Consider the following 19,260-nt stretch of genomic DNA (forward strand, 5'->3'; position numbering starts at 1 on the left):
CGGGGGTCTGCGCGTGCCGGATCTCAGAGGGTCTCGGGGGACGGAAGCCTCGGTACGCTCGCGATCAGCCGCCGCGAGTACGGATGCGAGGGCGAGCCGAGGACCGCCGCGGTGTCGCCCTGCTCCACGACCCGCCCGTTCTCCAGCACCGCCGTCCGCTCGCACAGCGCCGCCACCACCGACAGGTCGTGCGAGACCATCGCGATGGTCAGCCCCCGTGTCTCCTTCAGCTCGACGAGCAGGTCGACGATCCTGACGCGGGTGGTGACATCGAGCGCGCTGACCGGTTCGTCGGCGAGCAGCACGCGGGGGTCGCACACCGTGGCTCTGGCGATGGCGATGCGCTGGCGCTGGCCGCCGGAGAACTCGTGCGGATAGCGGCGGGCGGCGTCGGCGGGCAGACCGACCGCCTCCAGCGCGGCGGCGACGCGCGGATCCTCCGCCCCGCGCGCCGCCGGCCGGCTCAGACCGAGCGAGCGCAGCGGCTCCGCGACGATGCCGCTGACCCGCTGCCGGGGGTCGAGCGAGGAGTACGGGTCCTGGAACACGCTCTGTACGCCGCGCCGGAAGCGGCGCATCTGCTCGCGGTCGCGGAGCCTCAGCTCGTCCCCGTCGAACAGGATCCGCCCGCTCGTGGGGCGGGTGAGGCCGAGCAGCAGCCGCAGCACCGTGGTCTTGCCCGCCCCGGACTCGCCGACCAGCCCGAGGCTGCGGCCCGCGGTGATGTCGAGGGAGACGTCGTGCAGGACGGGGGGCGCGCCCCGGTAGGCGAACCCGGCGTCCCGCGCGGCCAGGATCGCGGGGGCGGCGGCCCGCGCGGGGACGGCGGCCCGGGGGCCCGGCGGCGGGGTGGCCGGCCCCGGGGTGCCCGTGATCGGAGTGGTCATCGGACGATCCGTTCCAGTGCGCTTTCGAGGTGCCGGGCGCTGTCCACCAGATCCCGGGTGTACGGGTGCCGGGGGCGCCGCACGATGTCGTCCACGCTGCCGGACTCGACGGCCGACCCGTCCTTGAGCACCAGGACGTGATCGGTGACGGACGAGACCACGGCCAGGTCGTGGCTGACGAACAGCAGCGCCATGTCCCGCTCGGCGACGAGCCCGTCCAGCAGCGCGAGCACCTCCGACTGGACGGTGACATCGAGGGCGGTGGTGGGCTCGTCCGCGATCAGCAGGGCCGGTTCGCAGGCCAGCGCCATGGCGAGCGCGACCCGCTGCCGCTGTCCGCCGGAGATCTCGTGCGGATAGGCGCGCGTGATCCGCTCGGGGTCGGGGAGCCGTACCTGATCGAGGGCGTCCGCCACGGCGCGGCGCAGCGCCGCTCCGCGCAGCCCGCGCCACCGGCGCAGCGGTTCGGCGAGCTGGCCGCCGATCCGCATCAGCGGGTCGAGCGCGGTGAGGGGCTCCTGGAAGACGGCGGTGGCGGCCCGGCCGCGCAGGGCCGTCAGCCGCTGCTCGGTCGCGCCGATGACGTCCGTGCCCGGTGCGTCCGGGGCCGTCCTCAGGACGATGCTGCCCGAGGCGGTCATTCCGGAGGGCAGCAGGCCCAGTACGGCGAGCGCGGTGAGGGACTTGCCGGAGCCGGACTCGCCGACCAGGCCGAGCCGCGAGCCCGCGCCGACCGAGAACGTCAGGCCGGAGACCAGGGTCCGGCCCTGACCGGTGCGGATCGTCAGTCCGTTGACGTCGAGCACCCGCGTATCGCGCGCGTTCATCGGGTCCTCCGCCGGGTGGGGTCGAGGGTGTCGCGCAGTCCGTCGGCGATCAGATTGACGCCCACGACCAGCATGACCAGCAGTACTCCGGGGGCGATGACCCCGGTGGGAGCGGTGAACACGGTCGCCTGTGCCTCGTGGAGCATGCGCCCCCAGGACGCGTTCGGCGGCGGGGCGCCGAGCCCGAGGAACGACAGGCTCGCCTCGGCCATGACGGCGAGGCCGAACTGCTGGGCGAGGTTCACCCCCAGGGTGGGCCAGATATTGGGCAGTACATGGCCGGTGATGACACGGGGCCAGGAGGTGCCCGAGGTGCGCGCCGCCGTGATGTAGTCCTGCGCCAGCACCCGTTTGACCAGGATCCGGGTCAGCCGGGCCACCACGGCCGTCATCGCGAGCCCGATGGCGAGGATCGCGGAGCTGAGCGAGGCGGAGCGGGCCGCCACCATCAGCATCGCCAGAAGGAGGGTGGGGAAGGCGATCAGGACGTCCAGCAGGGTGGAGAGGGTGTCGTCGAGCCATCGGGTGGCGAAGCCCGCGGCGAGACCGAGGCAGACACCAAGCACCGTCCCGATCGCGAGGGCGCCAAGTCCGGCCTCCAGCGCGATGCGCGCGCCGGTCATCAGCTGGGTCAGCAGATCGCGGCCGAGCTTGTCGGTGCCGAGCAGATGCGGCAGTCCGGGCGCCGTGAGCCGGCCGCCCGTCGTGTCGTCGGGGGCGTACGGGACCCAGAACAGCGAGACCAGCGCGGTGACGACGATCAGTCCGAGCAGGACGCAGCCGGCCACCAGGGCCGGGGAGCGCCGGGTACGGGTGGCCGGCCGCGCGCTCTCCACGGCGGGCACGGCCGCCGGGGTGAGGTCCGTGGCCTCGCCAGGGCCGGGGGTCAGATCGGTGCGCTCGCTCATCGGGTGCCTCCCGACAGTCGGCCGCGCAGCCGGGGATCGATCAGCCGCTGCGCGAGATCACTGAGGAAGCCGATGACCAGCACCGCGAAGGTGCTCACGAAGAGGACCCCCTGGACCGTGGGGTAGTCGTGCTGGGCGACGGCCTGGGCGAGCAGGCTGCCCAGGCCCGGCAGCGCGAACACCGTCTCGACGACCACCGCGCCGAGCAGGGTGGTGGCGAGTTCGATCCCGAGGACGGAGACGACCGGCACCGCGCCGTTGCGCATGCCGTGCCGCCACATCGCCCGGTTGAAGGACGAGCCCAGGGCCCTGGCCGTACGCAGATAGTCGCTGTCGAGGACGTCCAGCGCGGCGGACCGTACGTACCGGATGAGGGAGGCCGACATCACCAGCGCGACGGTGATCACCGGCAGGGCCAGCGAGGTGAGCGCCTCCCCCGGCCGCGCCCAGCCGTCCGGCGGGAAGCCTCCGGCGGGCAGCACCCCGAGGCGCAGCGCGAAGACGGTGATGAGGATCATCCCGATCCAGAAGACCGGGACGGCGATGCCCAGTTGGGAGATCCCGCTGATCAGCGTCCCGTACCAGGTGGCCGACCGGTGGGCCGCGATGAAGCCGACGGGGACGGCGATCACCACGGCGAGCAGGAAGGAGAGCAGCGTCAGCGGGACGGTGACATCGAGCCGGGAGGTGATCTCCGGGCCCACCGGGAGCGTGCTGACGAACGAGTTCCCCAGGTCGAAGGTGGCGAGTTGGTGGAGCCAGTGGACGAACTGTTCCGGTACGGGGCGGTCCGAGCCGATCTCATGGCGGGCGGCGGCGATCTGCTCCGGGGTGGCGCCGACCGAGAGCAGGGAGTTCGCCGGGTCGCCGGGGAGCAGCCGCAGCAGCAGGAAGAGCACCACGCTGGCCAGGAACAGTGAGCCGGCCAGGAAGGCCAGCCGTCGCAGCAGGTAGGAGATCATCAGGCAGGGGGACCGATCGACGGAAGTGGGGAGTCCGCGGTGCGGGCCCGGAGTGAGGCGGCCGGGCCCGCACGGCGGGGGCGAGCGTCAGCTCACATGGAGCGTCAGCTCACATGGAGCGTCAGCTCTTCTTGATGCCGTAGGCGTGGAACTGCGAGTTGAGACCGTTGAGCGGGTAGCCCGACAGCGTGGTGTTGGCCACGACGATCTGCGGGTAGAGGTAGAGCCAGTCGCTCGCCGCGTCCTCGGCGATCTGCCGGTTGACCTTCTTCAGCAGGGCCGTCTGCCCGTCGGTGGTGTCCGACTGCTCGGCCTGCTTCACCCACTCGGTGACCTGCTTGTTGTCGTAGCCCCAGTAGAAGTCCGGGTTGCCGTACCAGACGACATCCCGGTCGTTGACGTGCTCCTGGAGCGTCGCGCCGAAGTCGCGGTTCTTGTAGACCTTGGTGTACCACTCGTCCGGCGTGATGATGTTGATGTCGACCTTGATACCGACCTTGGCCAGTTCCGACTTGATGAAGGTGGCGGCCGTCGGGTGCGGGTCGTAGTTGGGGGTGTCGAGCGTGAAGCGGAAGCCCTTGGGGTAGCCGGCCTCGGCGAGCTGCTTCCTGGCGAGCGTCACGTCGTACGGGTTGACCTTGGTGAGGTCCTCGTACCAGGGGTCGGTGGGCGGGACCATCGAGCCGATCAGTGTGCCGTGGTCGCCCCAGACCGACTGGAGCAGCTTCTTGTTGTCGATCGCGGAGCTGACGGCCTTGCGCACCTTGACGTTGTCGAACGGCTTGACGCGGTCGTTGAAGGCCAGCAGCAGCTTGGTGGTCGAGTTCCCGTCGTTGACCTTGTAGTTCGGGTTGTTCTTGAACTGGTCGAGGGCGTCCGGGCTCTGCTCGCTGGTCACCACGTCCACGGCGTTGGTGAGCAGCGCGTTGTTGAGGGCGGTCGCGTCCTTGTAGTAGTGGAAGACGACCTTCGCGTTGGTCGCCGGCGTACCCCAGTACCCCGGGAAGCGCGCCAGGCTCAGCGCGGAGCCCCGGGTCCACTTGTCCAGTGTGTAGGGGCCGGTGCCGTCCTCCGAGGTCTTGAGGTCCTTGGCCGCGGAGTTGACCACCCACACATAGCTGAGGTTGTAGACGAAGGAGATCGACTTGGACGAGAGGGTCACCTTGACGGTGGCCGGGTCCGGGGTCGTGATCGACTTGACCATGTCGAAGCTGCTCTTGCGCGCCGACTGGGAGTTCTCGGCGCGGACCTTCTCGATGCTGTACTTCACATCGGCGGAGGTGAGCGCCTTGCCCGAGTGGAACGTCACGCCGTCGCGCAGGGTGAAGGTGTACGTGAGGCCGTCCGGGCTGACGGTGTAGTCCTTGGCGAGCCGCTTCTCTGTCTTGCCGCTGTCGGTGAGGGTGAACAGCCCCTCGTAGACATTGCCGTTGAGCGCCTCGGTCACGCCCTGGCCGCCGCCTCCGGTGTTGTCCAGATTCTGCGGTTCGTAGAGCGAGCCGATACCGACGGTCGCGTTCTTGTCGTACGAGCCGGAGGGTGAATCGCTCGTCTTGTTGTCGGTCCCGGCGCCGCAGGCGGTGAGGGCGAGGGACAGGGTGACCACCAGGGTGCCGCCGAGCAGCGGTACGGACTTTCTCATCACTTCTTCTCCTGATCGACTGCCGGACGGGGTCCCCGGGGAGGGGTGGTGGGATCCGGCCGTGGTGCCTCGGGTGTGCTCAGTTGACCGTGTAGCCGTCGCGGAAGACCGGAAGCTTCTCGCCCGCCTCGACGGGCAGGTGCAGCCGGTTCTGCCGCGGCGGCAGTGGACAGTTGTACTGAGCGGAGAATCCGCACGGCGGCACGAAGGCGTGGTTGAAGTCCAGTACGACCGTCTCGCCGCCCGGCTCGCGCGGGACGAACAGGAAGCGGCCGGCGCCGTAGGTGTCGCCGCCGTTCGTCGGGTCACCGAAGACCAGGAGGAGCGTCCCGTCGTCGTCGAAGGCCGACAGCGTGTAGTCCACACCGTCCAGTGTGACGTGGATATCGCCGGGGACAACCAGTTCGCGGCTGCCCCCGCTGTCGCGCATGTGCTCGAACGGCACCCGGCGCTCGGTGGATACCGGGGTGAAGGTGGCCTCGATCACCCAGTCCGGACGGAAGGGATATGAGGCGATATGCGAGAAATGCCGGATGGCCGGAGCGTTCGCGTCCCAGAAGCGCAGCGCCTCTTCCGGCTCGCCGGTATGGAGGTTGGTCCGGCGGACGGTGGTGAGGGTCACACCGTCCGGGACCACGGTCCTGGCGCGCTCCTCGGCGGCGTCCACTCCGGGATCCAGCCACCGGGTCTCTGTCAGCGCCAAGTTGCCGACGGGGCCGGTCACGGCGGTCCGCCGCGCGGCGTGCCAGGTCTCCAGCGCCGTCCGGGCCTCGTGGAGTTCCTGGGCCTCCTCGGCCTCCTGGGCCTCCTCGGCCTCCTGAGAACGCGTATGCAGGGACATGCGGGACTCGCTCCGGTCTGACGGAAGGGTTCGATCCCGCGCGGCATCGCTGTGGGGTCTGGAACGAGTGGATCGTACATACATAGGGTTATTTCCAGCCATGATTGACCATCCTTCGAGACAGGATGTCTCGAAGTGCTCCGGAGCGATGAGTTTCGGCGGCCGGGCCGGTCTCCCTCATATGGACACACAGACAGAGATGGAGCCGTTCGACCTGGGGCCCGCGTGCCGCGAGGTCGCGCGGTTGCTGGGCGGTATCAAGGATGACCAGCTCTCCGGCCCGACGCCCTGCCCCGACTACGCGGTACGCGAGGTGCTGGCGCATCTCGTCGGACTGACGGTGGCGTTCCGCGACGCCGCGGCGAAGAAGCCGGGGCCGACGACGGACACACCGCCGGACGCGGCCCTGCCCGTACTGCCGGACGACTGGCGCGAGGTGCTGCCCCGGCAGCTGGACGAGCTGGCCGAGGCCTGGCGTTCGCCCGCCGCGTGGGAGGGCGGCACCCGGATCGGCGGAGTCGATCTTCCGGGTGCGGTGGCCGGACTGGTGGCTCTCAATGAAGTACAGATCCATGGCTGGGACCTGGCGCGGAGCACGGGGCAGCCGTACGCCCCCGCCGAGGCGTCGCTCCGGGCGTCGTTCGCGATGCTGACCCCGCCCGCGGTGGCCGGATCCGGCGGGCCCGGCGGAGCCGACACGACCGACGCGACCGACGCGGGCGACGGCTCGGGCCAGGCTCCGGACGGGGTGTTCGGGCCGCCGGTCGACGTCCCCGAGGACGCCCCGCTGCTGGACCGGGTGGTCGGCCTGACCGGCCGCCGCCCCGACTGGCGGCCCGGGGAGTGAGCCGGGGCCGGCCGCCCGAGGGTCCGGGGGGCTCTGCGGTCGGCGGCCCGGGAGCGACGCCCCGGTCATCGGCGGGCCACCGAGTGCGGTCAGCCGGTGGCCGGGGCGTCGGTGCGCCGGGAGGCGGTGACGGTAGCGGTGGCGGTGCGCAGCAGTGCGCGGGCCTTCTCCTGGAAGCGCGCGTCCGAGGAGACCACGTCCGGTTCCACGCCCGTGCCCCACACCCGGTGGTCCCGTTCCGCCAGGCAGGCCAGCCGGTGGAGTTCGGGCTCCGTCAGGGATTCGGGGCCGAGGGCCGCGAGCGCTTCCAGGGCGCCCATCGGGTCGGCGTCGCGCTCGGCGCAGCGCAGCAGGGTGTCCGCGAGACGCACGCGGTGGGCATGGTCCGCGTGGTGGGCACAGTCCGCCCGGTGGTGCGTGACGGCTCCGATGGCGAGCAGGGCCTGGGCCATCGCCGGGGCCCGTTCGGGATCGGCCAGGCCCCGTTCCAGTGCGGGACGGAGCGCCGCCGCGGCCGGGCCGAGGCGGGCGGCGGCGCGGGCCGCGTTCACGGCGGTCCAGCGCATCCACTCGGTGTCCGTCGCCTCCAGGACGGCCGCGATCACCGGCAGCGCTTCCCCGGGATCACCGGTCACCCTCCACAGGGCCAGGGCGATGTCCAGGTCGGCGTCCAGGCGCGGTGCCGTCACGCGGTGCTCGTCCGTGCTGAGCGCCGCCCGCAGCCGCGGAAGCAGTACGGCGGCGTCCTCGCCGAGATCGGCCGTGGCGCGGGCGGCCTGCCGTATGCGGTGGGTGTCGTCCGCGGCGAGTTCCGCGGCGAGGACGGTCAGCAGCGGTTCCGGGCCGCCGGTGACGGAGTCGCCGGCGAGGGAATGGAGCGCACGCGCGGCGGCGAACCGGCCCTGCTCGGGGCCCGATACGGCGGCCTCCGCCAGCGGTCCGACGGCCCGCCCTGGGTCGACGGCCGCCAGCGCGGCGGGCACGAACACGGGGAACCTGCCCAGCGACGCGGCCAGTTCGGGGAAGGCGGGCGCGGCCCGCTCGCCCCAGGAGGCGAGCAGCCGGACGAGATGGATCGGCTCGTTCCCGCCGAGCTCCGGCGCGGTCAGCCTGGCCCTGGCGGCGGCCAGCAACTCCGGGTGGTACGGGAACGGTCCGTCGCGCCGGTCGTACGGGAATCCGCAGGCGGCCCCGAGGGCCGCCGGGCGCTCGGGCAGATCACGCGCGAGCAGCGGGGCGGCCCGCTCCGGGGCCACGCCGACCAGGGCCTTGAGCGCGCGGTCCGCCAGGTCCCGGGCAGGGCCCGCGTCGCCGCCGCCTGAGGCGAGCGCCGCCAGCGCGGGCGCCGCGGCGGCCGCGTGCGGTCCGAGCTTGTCCAGGGCGCTGAGGGCGGGCCGCGCGGAGACCGGGTCGTCCAGCAGCGCGATCAGCGGGTCCGCGAGCCGGGCGGGTGCGCTCCGTGAGGTCACGCACGCCTGTTCCGTCGCCCACAGGGCCTCCGCGCGGATGTCGTCGTCGGGGACGCGCAGCGCGAAGTCGAGCAGCGCCAGGGCGGCTTCGCGGTCGTCGGAGGTGTCGCGCTCCAGCAGGGCGTCGACGATGCGGTGGAGCGGTTCCGTCTGCTCCAGATCCAAGCGGCCGGCGACCAGGGGGTCGGCCGGCAGCAGGGAGAGCACCGCCCGGTGGTGCGTCCCGGTCCAGGGCAGTCCCAGGTCCAGCGAGCCCAGGACCGCGGCGATGCGCAGCTCCGCCGGCTCCCCCGCCTCCAGCGCGGCGGTGACCATGGCCGCAGCGGGGCCCGCGGAGTCGAGCAGCACCGCCCCGGCGAGCAACTCGGCCCGTACGAGCGGCTCTTCCTCCCGCTCCCAGCACCGCAGCAGTACCGGAAGAACCCGTTCCGCGGCCCCCGTGCGCGCCGCCGCCCAGACCGCCGCCTGCCGCACCGCCGCGTCCTCCGCGTCGACCAGAGGCAGGATCAGGGGCAGTTGGCCGATGACTGCGGCCTGGCACTCGCCGGGCGGCGTACCGTCGTAGACGCCCTCGCTCTCGGCTATCCCTCCGAGCAGGACCAGCAGGTCTCCGGTCCGCACCCCGGCGGCGGCCAGCCCGGCGAGATACGGCACGGCCCGCGCGGACGCCTCGTACACCGATCCCTGGTGGAGGATGCTGCTGTACAGCTCGCCCAGGGCCTCCGCCGCCGCCTCCTCGTCCGCGCCCGCCAGTGCCCGCAGCTGTTCGGGCAGGTCTTCGGCGCTGCCGTACGCGTGTTCGAGTTCCGCCCACGGCTGGGCATCGAGATCGGCTAATACCTGTACGAGATCCATGGCCGGAATGCTGCCACGAGGGTCTGACAACGGCCTCCGGCCGAGGGTGACACGCAGCGGCGCCACCGGGGACGGTATCGCCCCAAGTGACCGGCCCACACTCCTTCTTCACAGACGGACGGGTATACGGCACCTCCGGGCTTTGGTAGGAAAGCTTCCTAACAGATACGGCCGCAGGAACTCTCCCCACTTCCCACCCTGGAGGTCAGGTGCCCACCCCCCGCATTCGCACCGTTCTGCTCGCGCTGACGCTGGTCGCGGTCCCCACCGCGTCCGTGGCCCACGCGGCAGCGGAGCCCCCCGCCGCCTCACCCGCCACCTCTCCCGCCGCCTCGCCTGCCATCGGCGGCGCCGTGGCGGCGGCCGCCGGACTCGACGACCCGGCGAAGAAGGACATCGCCATGCAGATCGTCTCCAGCGCGGAGAACTCCTCGCTGGACTGGAAGGCGCAGTACGGCTACATCGAGGACATCGGCGACGGCCGCGGCTACACCGCGGGCATCATCGGATTCTGTTCCGGCACCGGCGACATGCTGGATCTCGTCGAGCTGTACACCCAGCGCAAGCCCGGCAACCCGCTCGCCGGCTACCTGCCCGCCCTGCGGGAGGTCGACGGCACCGACTCGCACGACGGTCTCGACCCGGGGTTCACCGCCGCCTGGAAGCAGGCGGCCAAGGACTCCGCGTTCAAGACCGCGCAGAACGATGAACGCGACCGGGTCTACTTCAACCCGGCCGTGAACCGCGGCAAGCAGGACGGTCTGGGCACGCTCGGGCAGTTCGCGTACTACGACGCCATCGTGATGCACGGCGACGGCGGCGACAGCACCAGCTTCGGCAACATCCGCAAGCGCGCGCTGGCCAAGGCGAAGACCCCGGCCCAGGGCGGCGACCAGACGGCGTATCTGCACGCCTTCCTCGACGCCCGCGTCTGGGCGATGAAGCAGGAGGAGGCCCACGAGGACACCAGCCGGGTGGACACCGCGCAGCGCGTGTTCCTCAACAAGGGCAATCTGAACCTGGATCCGCCGCTCGACTGGAAGGTGTACGGCGACAGCTTCCACATCGGCTGACACACCGACAGGTCCGGCCGGGCCGGGCCGGCGGGTACGGAACCGGGTCCGCCGGCTCCGTACCCGCCGCCCGCGTTCACGTCACCGTCTGAGCCACCGGCGCGGATTCCGGCGCCGGTTCCCGCGCGGCTTCCGGCGCCGCCTCCACTCGCTCCCCGTCCGGACTCCTCTTCGCTCCCAGGTGGTTGAAGGCCAGGTTCAGGACGATCGCCACCACGCATCCCGTGCTGATCCCCGAGTCGAGCACCACCAGCAGGTCCTTGGGGAAGGCGTGGTAGAAGTCCGGCGCGGCGATCGGTATCAGCCCTATGCCCACGGCCGCCGCGACGATCAGCGCGTTCTCGCCTTTCTCCAGCGCGGCCGTGGCCAAGGTCTGGATTCCGCTCGCGGCGACGGAGCCGAACAGGACGATCCCCGCGCCGCCGAGGACGGGCAGCGGTACGAGCGCGATCACGGACGCCAGCACGGGACAGAGCCCGAGCAGCACCAGGATCCCGCCGCCCGCCGCGACCACGAAGCGGCTGCGGACCTTGGTCATCGCGACGAGACCGATGTTCTGGGCGAAGGCGCTGCACATGAAGCCGTTGAACAGCGGGCTGATGGCGCTGCCGAGGGTGTCGGCGCGCAGGCCGCCCTCGATGGTCCGCTCGTCCGCGGGGCGTCCCACTATCCTGCCCAGCGCGAGCATGTCGGCGGTGGACTCCGTCATGCAGACGAGCATCACGACACACATGGAGATGATGGCCGCGATCTCGAACTGAGGGGCGCCGAAGTGGAACGGCGCCGGGAAGCCGACGAGACCGGCGTCCTTGATCGCGTCGAGGCTGGTCATCCCCATCGGGATGGCGATGACCGTACCGATGACGAGACCGATGAGGATCGCGATCTGCTGGAGGAAGCCGCGCAGCAGCTTCCGCAGCACCAGCACGACGACCAGGGTGAGGGCGGCCATCCCTATGTTCCGCGTCGAACCGTAGTCGCCGGCCCCGGCGTCGCCGCCCTGGGACCAGGTGAAGGCGACCGGCAGCAGCGAGACACCTATCAGGGTGATGACGGTGCCGGTGACGACGGGCGGGAAGAAGCGCACGAGCTTCGAGAAGTACGGGGTGAGCAGAAAACCCAGCACACTGGCGACGATGATCGCGCCGAAGATCACGGCGAGTCCGTCGGCGCCCCGGTCCTTGCCGATGGCGATCATCGGGGTCACACCGGCGAAGGAGACGCCGTTGACGAAGGGGAGCCGGGCACCGATCTTCCAGAAGCCGAGGGTCTGGAGCAGGGTGGCTATTCCGGCGGTGAAGAGGCTCGCGCCCATCAGGAACGCGGTCTCTTTGGCGTCGAGGCCCACCGCGGGCCCCACGATCATGGGCGGGGCCACCACACCCGCGTACATCGCGGCCACATGCTGGAGGCCGCTGGTGAACATCCTGGCGGGCGGCAGCCTTTCGTCGACCGGATGCTTCCGGTGGGGATCGACGTCGGCTGCCCCGGCGGGCCGGGACGTCGGCGGGGACAGTGGCTCTGTTCGGGGTTCGGTCGGCACGGCGGTTCCTCCGGTCGGTGACGCGCCGGCGGCGGCGCGGGTATCAGGGAGGTGTTACGAGGTGGGTACACCTGTCTGCGCGTGCGGGCACAGGACACATGTCACCGTCCCGGGAGGTGAGGTACCGGCAGCTGCGGTACGACACCTCCCGGTCACGGCTGCCACGGACCCCGCTCGGGTCCATGGCCTCCGGTCGCGGGCCGTCCCCCACGACCGGACATTCCGGCGGGATCAGCCCTGTGCGGCGATCCGCGCGAGACGCTGGGCCTCGCTCCGTGTGTCACGGGCGATGGCGTCCTCGTCCACCGTGGTCAGGTGGCCGTCCTCCACCACGGTCCTGCCGTTGACGAGGGAGAGTGTGACGGGGGCGGCGGCGCCGAAGATCAGCGCGGTCACCGGGTCCGCGATGGAGGCGTGGGCGAGGGTGTCCAGCCTCCACAGGACGAGGTCGGCCAGCTTCCCGGGCTCGATCGAGCCGATCTGGTCGGCGCGGCCGAGGACTTGAGCGCCACCGTACGTACCGAGGCGCAGCGCCTGGCGGGCGTTGAGCGCCGATTCGCCGTGGGCGCTGAGGCGGTTGATGAGCAGCGCGTTGCGCAGTTCGGTGTGGAGTTCGCCCGACTCGTTGGAGGCGGTGCCGTCCACACCGAGGCCGACCGGTACGCCGGCTCTCAGCATGTCGGGGACCCGCGCGATCCCGGCGGCGAGCCGGGCGTTGGACGAGGGGCAGTGGGCGACGCCCGTGCCCGTACGGCCGAAGGCGGCGATGTCGGCGTCGTTCATATGGACGCAGTGGGCCATCCACACGTCGGAGCCGAGCCAGCCGGTCGACTCGAAGTAGTCGGTGGGCCCCATCCCGAACAGTTCCTTGCAGAACTGCTCCTCCTCCACCGTCTCGCTGCCGTGGGTGTGCAGTCTGACGCCCTTGCGGCGCGCCAACTCGGCTGCCTGCTTGAGCAGTTCGGTGGTGACGGAGAACGGCGAGCACGGGGCCACGGCGATCTGGGTCATCGCGTCGAAGGAGGCGTCGTGGTGGGTGTCCATGGTCGCCTCGGTGGCGGCGAGCGCGCCGTCGAGGGACTCGACGGCGAAGTCCGGGGGCAGTCCGCCGTCCGAGACACCGCGGTCCATGGAGCCACGGGCGAGGGTGAACCGTACGCCCATCTCCGCGGCGGCCCCGATGATCGCGCCCGACAGGTCGCCCGTGCCACGCGGATAGACGTAGTGGTGGTCCATCGCGGTGGTGACACCGCCGCGGACCATCATCGCCAGGGAGCCCTGCGCGGCGGCGCGGACCATCTGTTCGTCGAGCCGCGCCCAGGTCGGGTAGAGCGCGACCAGCCAGTCGAACAGGTTGTGGTCGGTGGCGAGTCCGCGGGTGAGCCACTGGTAGAAGTGGTGGTGTGTGTTGACCAGGCCGGGGGTGACGAGATGGCCGGTGCCGTCGACACGGCGGACCACGTTCTCCAGGCGGGCCGGGGCCGGGCCCGCGCCGACCGACTCGATCCGGTGGTCCGCGACGACGACATGTCCCGAGGCGTACTCGGTGTCGTGTGCGTCCACCGTCGCGATGGCGCAGTTCTCGATGACGATGCGCGAAGCCGCCATGGCGGTTCCTCTTCCTGAGTTCGGGCCGGCAACGGGTCAGAGGTTGGTCAGATCGACCGGGATCTGCGGCTCGGTTCCGTCCCGCAGGACGGTCGCCTCGATCAGTCCGTAGGGGCGGTCCGCCGCGAAGTAGACCTCGTTGTCGTTCTTCAGTCCGAACGGCTCCAGATCCACCAGGAAATGGTGCTTGTTCGGCAGCGAGAACCGGATCTCGTCGATCTCGCCGCGGTTCTCGATGATCCTCGAACCCATCTGGTAGAGGGTCTGCTGGAGGGAGAGCGAGTAGGTCTCGGCGAAGGCCTGGAGCATGTGCTTCCTGGCCTGTTCGTAGGAGTCCTCCCAATTCGGCATGCGCGTGTCGTCGCTCGACCAGTGGTAACGCCACCGGGCGGACACCTCGGTCGCGAGAATACGGTCGTGCGCCTCTTTGAGCGTCGTGTACTTGTCCTTGACGTAGCCCCAGAATTCGGAGTGCGTCGAGTTCAGCACGGTCAGATCCTTCAGACCCGAGATGACCTGCCAGCGCTCGCCGTCGAAGGTGATCTGGGCGAGCCGGGTCTCCTGGCCCTTGCGGACGAAGGAGTGCCTGGCCTCATCGGCGCCGATGGACCCGGAGCCGGTGTCCGGCGTCCCGATACGTTCCCAGGAGTATTCCTCGATCCGGATACGCGCCTGCCTGATCGGTTCCTGGCTGGTGACGAAGTGCCGGGCGAGATGGATACCGAACTGCTCGGCCGATTCGACGCCGTGTTCCTTGGCGAACGCGTAGACCGTGTTCTTGGTGGTGTCGGTCGGCAGCACATGCGCGTTGGAACCGGAGTAGTGGACGTCCTCCATCTCGCCGGAGAGCGCGACGGAGACATTGAGGTCCTTGATGTGATGGGTGTCGCCGTCCCGCGTGATCTTGACGACGCGGTTCTCCGCCTTGCCGTACTGGTTCTGTCCGAGCATCACAGGGCGGCTCGGGCGGGACTGATCGGTCATGTCTGCTAGCTCCCTCGGTATACGGAGTAGCCGAACGGGTTGAGCAGCAGCGGTACGTGATAGTGCTCGCCGGGAACGACGGCGAAGGTGATCGCCACTTCCGGGAAGAACACACCGCTGTCCCTTGCGCGGGGGGCGTCCTGCTGCGCCTCGGCTTCTTGCCTGCTGATGAAGTACGCCTCGGTCTCGAAGCCGAGACGTACCTGTGTGGTGCCTTCCGGCAGGGCCGGCAGGTCCGTGCAGCGCCCGTCGCCGTCGGTTCGCGAACCACCGAGCGTCTCCCACCGCGTGCCGGGGCCGCCGCGGGCCGCGAGCGAGATGGTGACGCCCTTCGCGGGGCGTCCGATGCTGGTGTCCAGGATGTGCGTGGACACCGAGGCGGTGGTGGCGGTGCTCATGAGTCGTCGTCCTCCGCTACGAGACGGGTCAGCCGGATCCGGTTGATCTTGCCGAGTTCGGTGCGCACGATGGCACGCTCCCGTTCCGGTGTGTGGCCCATCCGGGTCTTCAGCGCGTCGCGCATCTGCTCACCGGTGGCGCCGGTGGCGCAGATCAGGAAGACATGCCCGAACCGCTCCTGGTAGGCCAGGTTGAGTGCGAGCATCTCGGCCTTCAGTGCTTCCGGGGCACCGGCCATCCCCCGCTGTTCACGGGCGGAGGCCGGGTCTCCCGGCTTCGGCCGGCCGATCGGCGGGTGACCCGCCATCGCCTCGGCCAGATCCGCGCCGTCCAGCGCCACCGTCGCGGTGTCGCTGGCGGCGAGGAGAGCGTTCAGGCCGGTGTACGGGCGGCGGGCGAGGAGTTGGGCCCCCCACGCCCGGCTGGCGCACACCTCGTGCAGTGCGGCCAGAGCCACGCTGTCGGGCGAGGTGTTGAACCGGGTGAGGCCCGGTTGCGGTGTCGACGTCACGGGAGCCTCCGTGGCTGTGCTGGGCGGGCTTCGCATAGCTAACGCCCTCGGCAACACCGCGTCAACACTTTGTTGAAATCTCGTATACGGAAACCCGGCGCCGGGGCCTACTCGCCCCCGGCCGTGCTTTCCCGCGCGCTTTCGCGCGCGTTTTCCCTGTTCAGGTAGTTGTAGACGGTGAAGCGGCTGACCCCGAGGGCGCTCGCCACCGTCTCGACGCCGTGCCGTACGGAGAAGGCACCGCGCGCCTCCAGTATCCGGACGACCGACTGCTTGGACTTGCGGTCCAGCTCGGCGAGCGGCATGCCGTGCCGCCGTTCCAGCGCCGCCAGGATGTGGTCCAGGGAGTCGGACAGCTGGGGCAGCCGTACGGCGAGCAGTTCCTCACCCTCCCAGGCGAGTACGACATCGTCGGGCTGGGCCTCGCCGGGCGCCATCAGCTCACCGCCCATGGCGTCGACCAGCGGCTTGACCGCCGCGACGAAGGGGTGGTCCAGCGGCTCGGCCATCAGCCGTTCTCCCCGTCCCCGGCCGCGGTGCCGTCCTCGGCCACACGACCGTTCCCGGCCGCATGACCGTTCCCGTTCACATGACCGTTCCCGATCACATTGACCTGGAGGGAGACCCGGGTCGCCCCGGCGGCCAGCGACCGGCGCAGCAGCGCGTCCACCGCGCCCAGCACCGCGTCCGCGCCGCCCTCCACCGTATTGCCGAACGGCCCGACGTCCACGGCGTCCAGTTCGGCACCCTGGACGACCTCGCGGGCCACCAGCGCGTGGGCGGGCGCCTCGTCCAGGTCGAAGGGCTCGGTCGTGAACTCCACTCTCAATCGCACGCGCTCAACCTACTGCGCGGGCGGCGAATTCCGGGAGCCCTCTTGACAGCCCCCGAGCCACCCGGGCAGTCTTCCATCAAGCAGAAGATAACTTCCGCAATACGGAAGGAGCGCCTGACTCCTCATGGCCCCTCTCCTCACGAACGGGCGCGGCACCGAGCAGCGCTTCGATGTGAACCTGTCCATCCTCTTCACCGAACTCCCGCTGCTGGAGCGCCCCGCCGCCGCGGCGGCGGCCGGCTTCGACGCGGTGGAGCTCTGGTGGCCCTGGACCGACACCCCCACCCCGCCACAGGCCGAACTCGACGCCCTGGAGAAGGCGCTCGACGACGCGGGCACGCGCCTGGTGGGGCTGAACTTCTACGCCGGACAGCTGCCCGGCCCGGACCGCGGGGCGCTCTCGGTGCCCGGCGAGGAGTCCGACCGGTTCGTCGCCAATATCGAGGTCGCGGCCGACTTCGCCGCCGCCACCGGCTGCAAGGCCCTCAACGCGCTGTACGGCAACCGCGTCGAGGGCGTCGATCCGCGGGCGCAGGACGAGCTGGCCCTGGAGAACCTCGTACGGGCGGCCCACGCGGCCGACCGGGTCGGGGCGATCCTGCTGATCGAGGCGCTCAACAAGCCGGAGTCCCCTCTGTACCCCCTGGTGAGCGCTCCCTCCGCGGTCGAGGTCGTGGACCGGGTCAACGCGGCCAGCGGACTCGGCAACGCCGCGTTCCTGCTCGATCTCTACCACCTGTCGATGAACGGCGAGGACCTGAACGAGGTCATCGACCGTTATGCCGAGCGGACCGGCCACGTACAGATCGCGGACAACCCGGGCCGCGGTGCGCCGGGGACCGGATCGCTGCCGCTCGGAGATCTCCTCGGCCGGCTGCGCAAGGCCGGGTACACCGGCTGGGTCGGCCTGGAGTACAAGCCGGGCGACCGGCCGAGCGCCGAGTCCTTCGACTGGCTCGCCGCGGGGGCCTGACCGGCCCGACAGGGCCCGGGTCCCCCGACCGCCGGCCCGCCAACCGACCGTATTCACGCGCGTGTTGCGATGTGCGCGGGTATCGAAAGAGGCACCCTGATGAGTAATCTCCCCACGATCGCGTGGATCGGTCTCGGCATCATGGGCTCCCCCATGTCCGAGAACCTGATCAAGGCCGGCTACTCCGTGACCGGCTTCACGCTGGAGCGGGACAAGCTGGACCGGCTGGCCGCGGCCGGCGGTACGGCCGCGGGCTCGATCGCCGAGGCGGTACGGGACGCCGATGTGATCGTCACGATGGTGCCCGCCTCCCCGCAGGTCGAGGCCATCGCGTACGGAGAGAACGGCATCCTCGCGAACGCCCGGTCCGGCGCGCTGCTGATCGACATGTCGTCCATCACCCCGCGGACATCGGTGGACCTGGCGAAGAACGCGGCCGAGAAGGGCATCCGCGTGCTGGACGCCCCGGTCTCCGGCGGCGAGGCGGGCGCCGTCGAGGCGGTCCTCTCCATCATGGTCGGCGGCGGACAGGCCGACTTCGACGAGGCCAAGCCGCTGCTGGAGGCGCTCGGCAAGACCATCGTGCTGTGCGGGCCGCACGGCTCGGGCCAGACGGTGAAGGCCGCCAACCAGCTGATCGTGGCCGTGAACATCCAGGCGTGCGCCGAGGCCGTGGTCTTCCTGGAGAAGTCCGGCGTGGACCTCGCCGCCGCGCTGGACGTCCTCAACGGCGGGCTGGCCGGTTCGACCGTGCTGACCCGCAAGAAGGACAACTTCCTCAACCGCGATTTCAAGCCCGGCTTCCGGATCGATCTGCACCACAAGGACATGGGCATCGTCACCGACGCCGCCCGCAATGTGGGCGCCGCGCTCCCCGTGGGCGCCGTGGTGGCCCAACTCGTCGCCTCCCTGCGCGCGCAGGGCGACGGCGGGCTCGACCACTCCGCGCTGCTGCGCTCGGTCGAGCGCCTCTCCGGTGCCGACGTCTGAGCCCGGCTGCCCCACTGCCCGCTGTTTCACTGTCCGGCTGTCCCGCTGTTTCACTGTCCGGCTCCATGACTCTCCGGCTCTCCGGCTCCCCCTGATCTCCGGGCAGCGGTGGCGCTGACACCTGTCCTGTCGCGCCCAGGCGCCGCCGCCGCCCGGAACCCACCCTGCCGCCGGGCCGCCGGGTAGCTGGGCAGTCGGGCAGTCGGGCCACCGGGAATCGGCATCCGGAACAACGATCTCCATGTTCAACAAACTGTTGATGTCTTGTTCAAGGCGAATTTACGCTTCTGAAACCGTCAGCGACCAGCAGCCACCGGAGAAACCCGGCCACTTCCACGCGGTGGTCCGGGCGTACGGCCGGCGCGTCGAGGGCGCGGTCCGCGCGTCGCGCGGGGACCGACGAGCCACGCACGGGAGATGACGGGAGGTCAGCTCCCGTGCGTCGTCCCGTACCACCGGCCCCGTATGAGGGGTGGCCGGCGGTACGGGCAGCGAAAGGACCGCGGCGGCGTGCGAGCCAGTGCGGTGGTGAAGGGAACGGCGGTTCTTCCCGGCCTGAGGGAAGGGCAGCGCGTCTCCCGTCGCCGCCGCCGCGGTCCCGACCTTCTTGCCCTCAACGCCCCGCGCACAGCGTGGAGTACGGACGATTCCCGTGCTCCACGCTCTTTCGCGTGCCCGGTGCCGGGCGGACACTGGAGCGGTGAGGACACTGTGGCGGAGGGCCGCTCCCGTGCTCGCCGTGTCGGGGATCGGGGCGTTCGTCGTCGGGGTCGGCTCCGCCGTTTCCGGTGCGGGGCCTTCCGGACTGGTCTGGCTCGGCGTCCTCGGGGGCGTGCTGCTGATGGTGATGAGCGGAGTCACCACGGACGCGGAACCGACGGGAGCGACGGAGCCGACGGGAGCGACCGGACCGGCGGGACCGGCCGCCGGTGCCGACGCCGGGCAGAGCGGCCACAGCTGGTGGGCCGACGACTCCGCGGTCGCGCACGCTTCGGGCGCGAAGGAACCGGAGCCGAAGGGGAGGTCCGGGACGGACTCCGGCGGCTGCGGGGGGTGACGGCGGCGGGGGATGCGGCGGCGGCTGTGGCGGATGCGGGGGCTGCGGC

At 70.9% G+C, this 19,260-nt stretch carries 18 protein-coding genes and 1 pseudogene; 5 read left to right on the forward strand and 14 right to left on the reverse strand.

Annotation, left to right across the window (positions count from 1 at the left end):
* Positions 1 to 23 precede the first annotated feature (23 nt).
* The 6 genes from ACIOGX_RS16105 to ACIOGX_RS16130 form a co-directional block, all read right to left on the reverse strand.
* A complete protein-coding gene (locus tag ACIOGX_RS16105; RefSeq protein WP_401913689.1) occupies positions 24 to 887 on the reverse strand; it encodes an ABC transporter ATP-binding protein in 864 nt (287 codons plus the stop codon).
* Positions 884 to 1,714, reverse strand: coding sequence for an ABC transporter ATP-binding protein (locus tag ACIOGX_RS16110; RefSeq protein ID WP_356510278.1), 831 nt, complete (start codon positions 1,712 to 1,714; stop codon positions 884 to 886). Before ACIOGX_RS16110 ends, ACIOGX_RS16105 begins: the two co-directional genes overlap by 4 nt.
* Entirely contained in the window at positions 1,711 to 2,622 is a 912-nt protein-coding gene (locus ACIOGX_RS16115) for an ABC transporter permease (protein WP_356510280.1), read from the reverse strand. The genes ACIOGX_RS16110 and ACIOGX_RS16115 overlap by 4 nt, the downstream gene beginning before the upstream one ends.
* The gene (locus tag ACIOGX_RS16120; RefSeq protein ID WP_383963012.1) at positions 2,619 to 3,584 is read right to left on the reverse strand and encodes an ABC transporter permease; all 966 of its coding nucleotides are present in this window, start codon (positions 3,582 to 3,584) and stop codon (positions 2,619 to 2,621) included. Before ACIOGX_RS16120 ends, ACIOGX_RS16115 begins: the two co-directional genes overlap by 4 nt.
* Before the next feature lie 121 nt (positions 3,585 to 3,705).
* Positions 3,706 to 5,226, reverse strand: coding sequence for an ABC transporter substrate-binding protein (locus tag ACIOGX_RS16125; RefSeq protein WP_401913694.1), 1,521 nt, complete (start codon positions 5,224 to 5,226; stop codon positions 3,706 to 3,708).
* Between the two features lie 79 nt (positions 5,227 to 5,305).
* The gene (locus tag ACIOGX_RS16130; RefSeq protein WP_356510286.1) at positions 5,306 to 6,067 is read right to left on the reverse strand and encodes a DUF1684 domain-containing protein; all 762 of its coding nucleotides are present in this window, start codon (positions 6,065 to 6,067) and stop codon (positions 5,306 to 5,308) included.
* 181 nt (positions 6,068 to 6,248) lie between these two features.
* Between ACIOGX_RS16130 and ACIOGX_RS16135 the strand changes: the two genes are divergently transcribed.
* Entirely contained in the window at positions 6,249 to 6,914 is a 666-nt protein-coding gene (locus tag ACIOGX_RS16135; RefSeq protein WP_401766387.1) for a TIGR03086 family metal-binding protein, read from the forward strand.
* An 89-nt stretch (positions 6,915 to 7,003) separates the two neighbouring features.
* On the opposite strand, the gene ACIOGX_RS16140 is transcribed toward ACIOGX_RS16135, so the two are convergent.
* A complete protein-coding gene (locus ACIOGX_RS16140; protein WP_401913697.1) occupies positions 7,004 to 9,238 on the reverse strand; it encodes a hypothetical protein in 2,235 nt (744 codons plus the stop codon).
* Positions 9,239 to 9,447: 209 nt separating this feature from the next.
* On the opposite strand from ACIOGX_RS16140, the gene ACIOGX_RS16145 reads away from it, so the two are divergent.
* Entirely contained in the window at positions 9,448 to 10,311 is an 864-nt protein-coding gene (locus ACIOGX_RS16145; RefSeq protein WP_401766382.1) for a chitosanase, read from the forward strand.
* A 76-nt stretch (positions 10,312 to 10,387) separates the two neighbouring features.
* Here ACIOGX_RS16145 and ACIOGX_RS16150 read toward each other — a convergent pair whose 3' ends face one another.
* The 7 genes and pseudogenes from ACIOGX_RS16150 to ACIOGX_RS16180 all read right to left on the reverse strand — a co-directional run.
* The gene (locus ACIOGX_RS16150; RefSeq protein ID WP_401914218.1) at positions 10,388 to 11,827 is read right to left on the reverse strand and encodes a nucleobase:cation symporter-2 family protein; all 1,440 of its coding nucleotides are present in this window, start codon (positions 11,825 to 11,827) and stop codon (positions 10,388 to 10,390) included.
* A 258-nt stretch (positions 11,828 to 12,085) separates the two neighbouring features.
* On the reverse strand, positions 12,086 to 13,462 hold the full coding sequence (locus ACIOGX_RS16155; protein ID WP_401913700.1) for an 8-oxoguanine deaminase: 1,377 nt from the start codon (positions 13,460 to 13,462) through the stop codon (positions 12,086 to 12,088).
* 36 nt (positions 13,463 to 13,498) lie between these two features.
* Complete coding sequence (gene pucL / locus ACIOGX_RS16160) at positions 13,499 to 14,446, reverse strand: factor-independent urate hydroxylase (RefSeq protein WP_401913703.1); 948 nt, start codon at positions 14,444 to 14,446, stop codon at positions 13,499 to 13,501.
* A 5-nt stretch (positions 14,447 to 14,451) separates the two neighbouring features.
* Positions 14,452 to 14,844 (reverse strand): hydroxyisourate hydrolase, encoded by a 393-nt coding sequence (gene uraH / locus ACIOGX_RS16165; protein WP_356510298.1) that lies wholly within the window; start codon positions 14,842 to 14,844, stop codon positions 14,452 to 14,454.
* A complete protein-coding gene (gene uraD / locus ACIOGX_RS16170; protein ID WP_401913706.1) occupies positions 14,841 to 15,356 on the reverse strand; it encodes a 2-oxo-4-hydroxy-4-carboxy-5-ureidoimidazoline decarboxylase in 516 nt (171 codons plus the stop codon). The genes uraH and uraD overlap by 4 nt, the downstream gene beginning before the upstream one ends.
* Positions 15,357 to 15,463: 107 nt before the next feature.
* Complete coding sequence (locus ACIOGX_RS16175) at positions 15,464 to 15,865, reverse strand: helix-turn-helix domain-containing protein (protein WP_129768187.1); 402 nt, start codon at positions 15,863 to 15,865, stop codon at positions 15,464 to 15,466.
* A gap of 83 nt (positions 15,866 to 15,948) precedes the next feature.
* A pseudogene (locus tag ACIOGX_RS16180) lies at positions 15,949 to 16,191 on the reverse strand (hypothetical protein); the annotation flags it as partial.
* Positions 16,192 to 16,315: 124 nt separating this feature from the next.
* Here ACIOGX_RS16180 and ACIOGX_RS16185 point away from each other — a divergent pair.
* The 3 genes from ACIOGX_RS16185 to ACIOGX_RS16195 all read left to right on the forward strand — a co-directional run bounded on the left by ACIOGX_RS16185 (position 16,316) and on the right by ACIOGX_RS16195 (position 19,211).
* Positions 16,316 to 17,164: a TIM barrel protein gene (locus tag ACIOGX_RS16185; RefSeq protein ID WP_356510302.1), complete on the forward strand. Its 849-nt coding sequence runs from the start codon at positions 16,316 to 16,318 to the stop codon at positions 17,162 to 17,164.
* A 99-nt stretch (positions 17,165 to 17,263) separates the two neighbouring features.
* The gene (locus tag ACIOGX_RS16190) at positions 17,264 to 18,154 is read left to right on the forward strand and encodes a 2-hydroxy-3-oxopropionate reductase (protein ID WP_356510304.1); all 891 of its coding nucleotides are present in this window, start codon (positions 17,264 to 17,266) and stop codon (positions 18,152 to 18,154) included.
* A gap of 700 nt (positions 18,155 to 18,854) precedes the next feature.
* A complete protein-coding gene (locus ACIOGX_RS16195) occupies positions 18,855 to 19,211 on the forward strand; it encodes a hypothetical protein (protein ID WP_401913711.1) in 357 nt (118 codons plus the stop codon).
* Positions 19,212 to 19,260 lie beyond the last annotated feature (49 nt).

The organism is Streptomyces sp. NPDC088147, from assembly GCF_044741565.1.
GTDB lineage: Bacteria > Actinomycetota > Actinomycetes > Streptomycetales > Streptomycetaceae > Streptomyces.

What these genes read in the sequence shown, in the direction of transcription:
- ACIOGX_RS16105 (WP_401913689.1), bottom strand. Translation starts at nt 887, where the DNA reads ATGACCACTCCGATCACGGGCACCCCGGGGCCGGCCACCCCGCCGCCG.
- ACIOGX_RS16110 (WP_356510278.1), bottom strand. Translation starts at nt 1,714, where the DNA reads ATGAACGCGCGCGATACGCGGGTGCTCGACGTCAACGGACTGACGATC.
- ACIOGX_RS16115 (WP_356510280.1), bottom strand. Translation starts at nt 2,622, where the DNA reads ATGAGCGAGCGCACCGATCTGACCCCCGGCCCTGGCGAGGCCACGGAC.
- ACIOGX_RS16120 (WP_383963012.1), bottom strand. Translation starts at nt 3,584, where the DNA reads ATGATCTCCTACCTGCTGCGACGGCTGGCCTTCCTGGCCGGCTCACTG.
- ACIOGX_RS16125 (WP_401913694.1), bottom strand. Translation starts at nt 5,226, where the DNA reads ATGAGAAAGTCCGTACCGCTGCTCGGCGGCACCCTGGTGGTCACCCTG.
- ACIOGX_RS16130 (WP_356510286.1), bottom strand. Translation starts at nt 6,067, where the DNA reads ATGTCCCTGCATACGCGTTCTCAGGAGGCCGAGGAGGCCCAGGAGGCC.
- ACIOGX_RS16135 (WP_401766387.1), top strand. Translation starts at nt 6,249, where the DNA reads ATGGACACACAGACAGAGATGGAGCCGTTCGACCTGGGGCCCGCGTGC.
- ACIOGX_RS16140 (WP_401913697.1), bottom strand. Translation starts at nt 9,238, where the DNA reads ATGGATCTCGTACAGGTATTAGCCGATCTCGATGCCCAGCCGTGGGCG.
- ACIOGX_RS16155 (WP_401913700.1), bottom strand. Translation starts at nt 13,462, where the DNA reads ATGGCGGCTTCGCGCATCGTCATCGAGAACTGCGCCATCGCGACGGTG.
- pucL (WP_401913703.1), bottom strand. Translation starts at nt 14,446, where the DNA reads ATGACCGATCAGTCCCGCCCGAGCCGCCCTGTGATGCTCGGACAGAAC.
- uraH (WP_356510298.1), bottom strand. Translation starts at nt 14,844, where the DNA reads ATGAGCACCGCCACCACCGCCTCGGTGTCCACGCACATCCTGGACACC.
- ACIOGX_RS16175 (WP_129768187.1), bottom strand. Translation starts at nt 15,865, where the DNA reads ATGGCCGAGCCGCTGGACCACCCCTTCGTCGCGGCGGTCAAGCCGCTG.
- ACIOGX_RS16185 (WP_356510302.1), top strand. Translation starts at nt 16,316, where the DNA reads ATGGCCCCTCTCCTCACGAACGGGCGCGGCACCGAGCAGCGCTTCGAT.
- ACIOGX_RS16190 (WP_356510304.1), top strand. Translation starts at nt 17,264, where the DNA reads ATGAGTAATCTCCCCACGATCGCGTGGATCGGTCTCGGCATCATGGGC.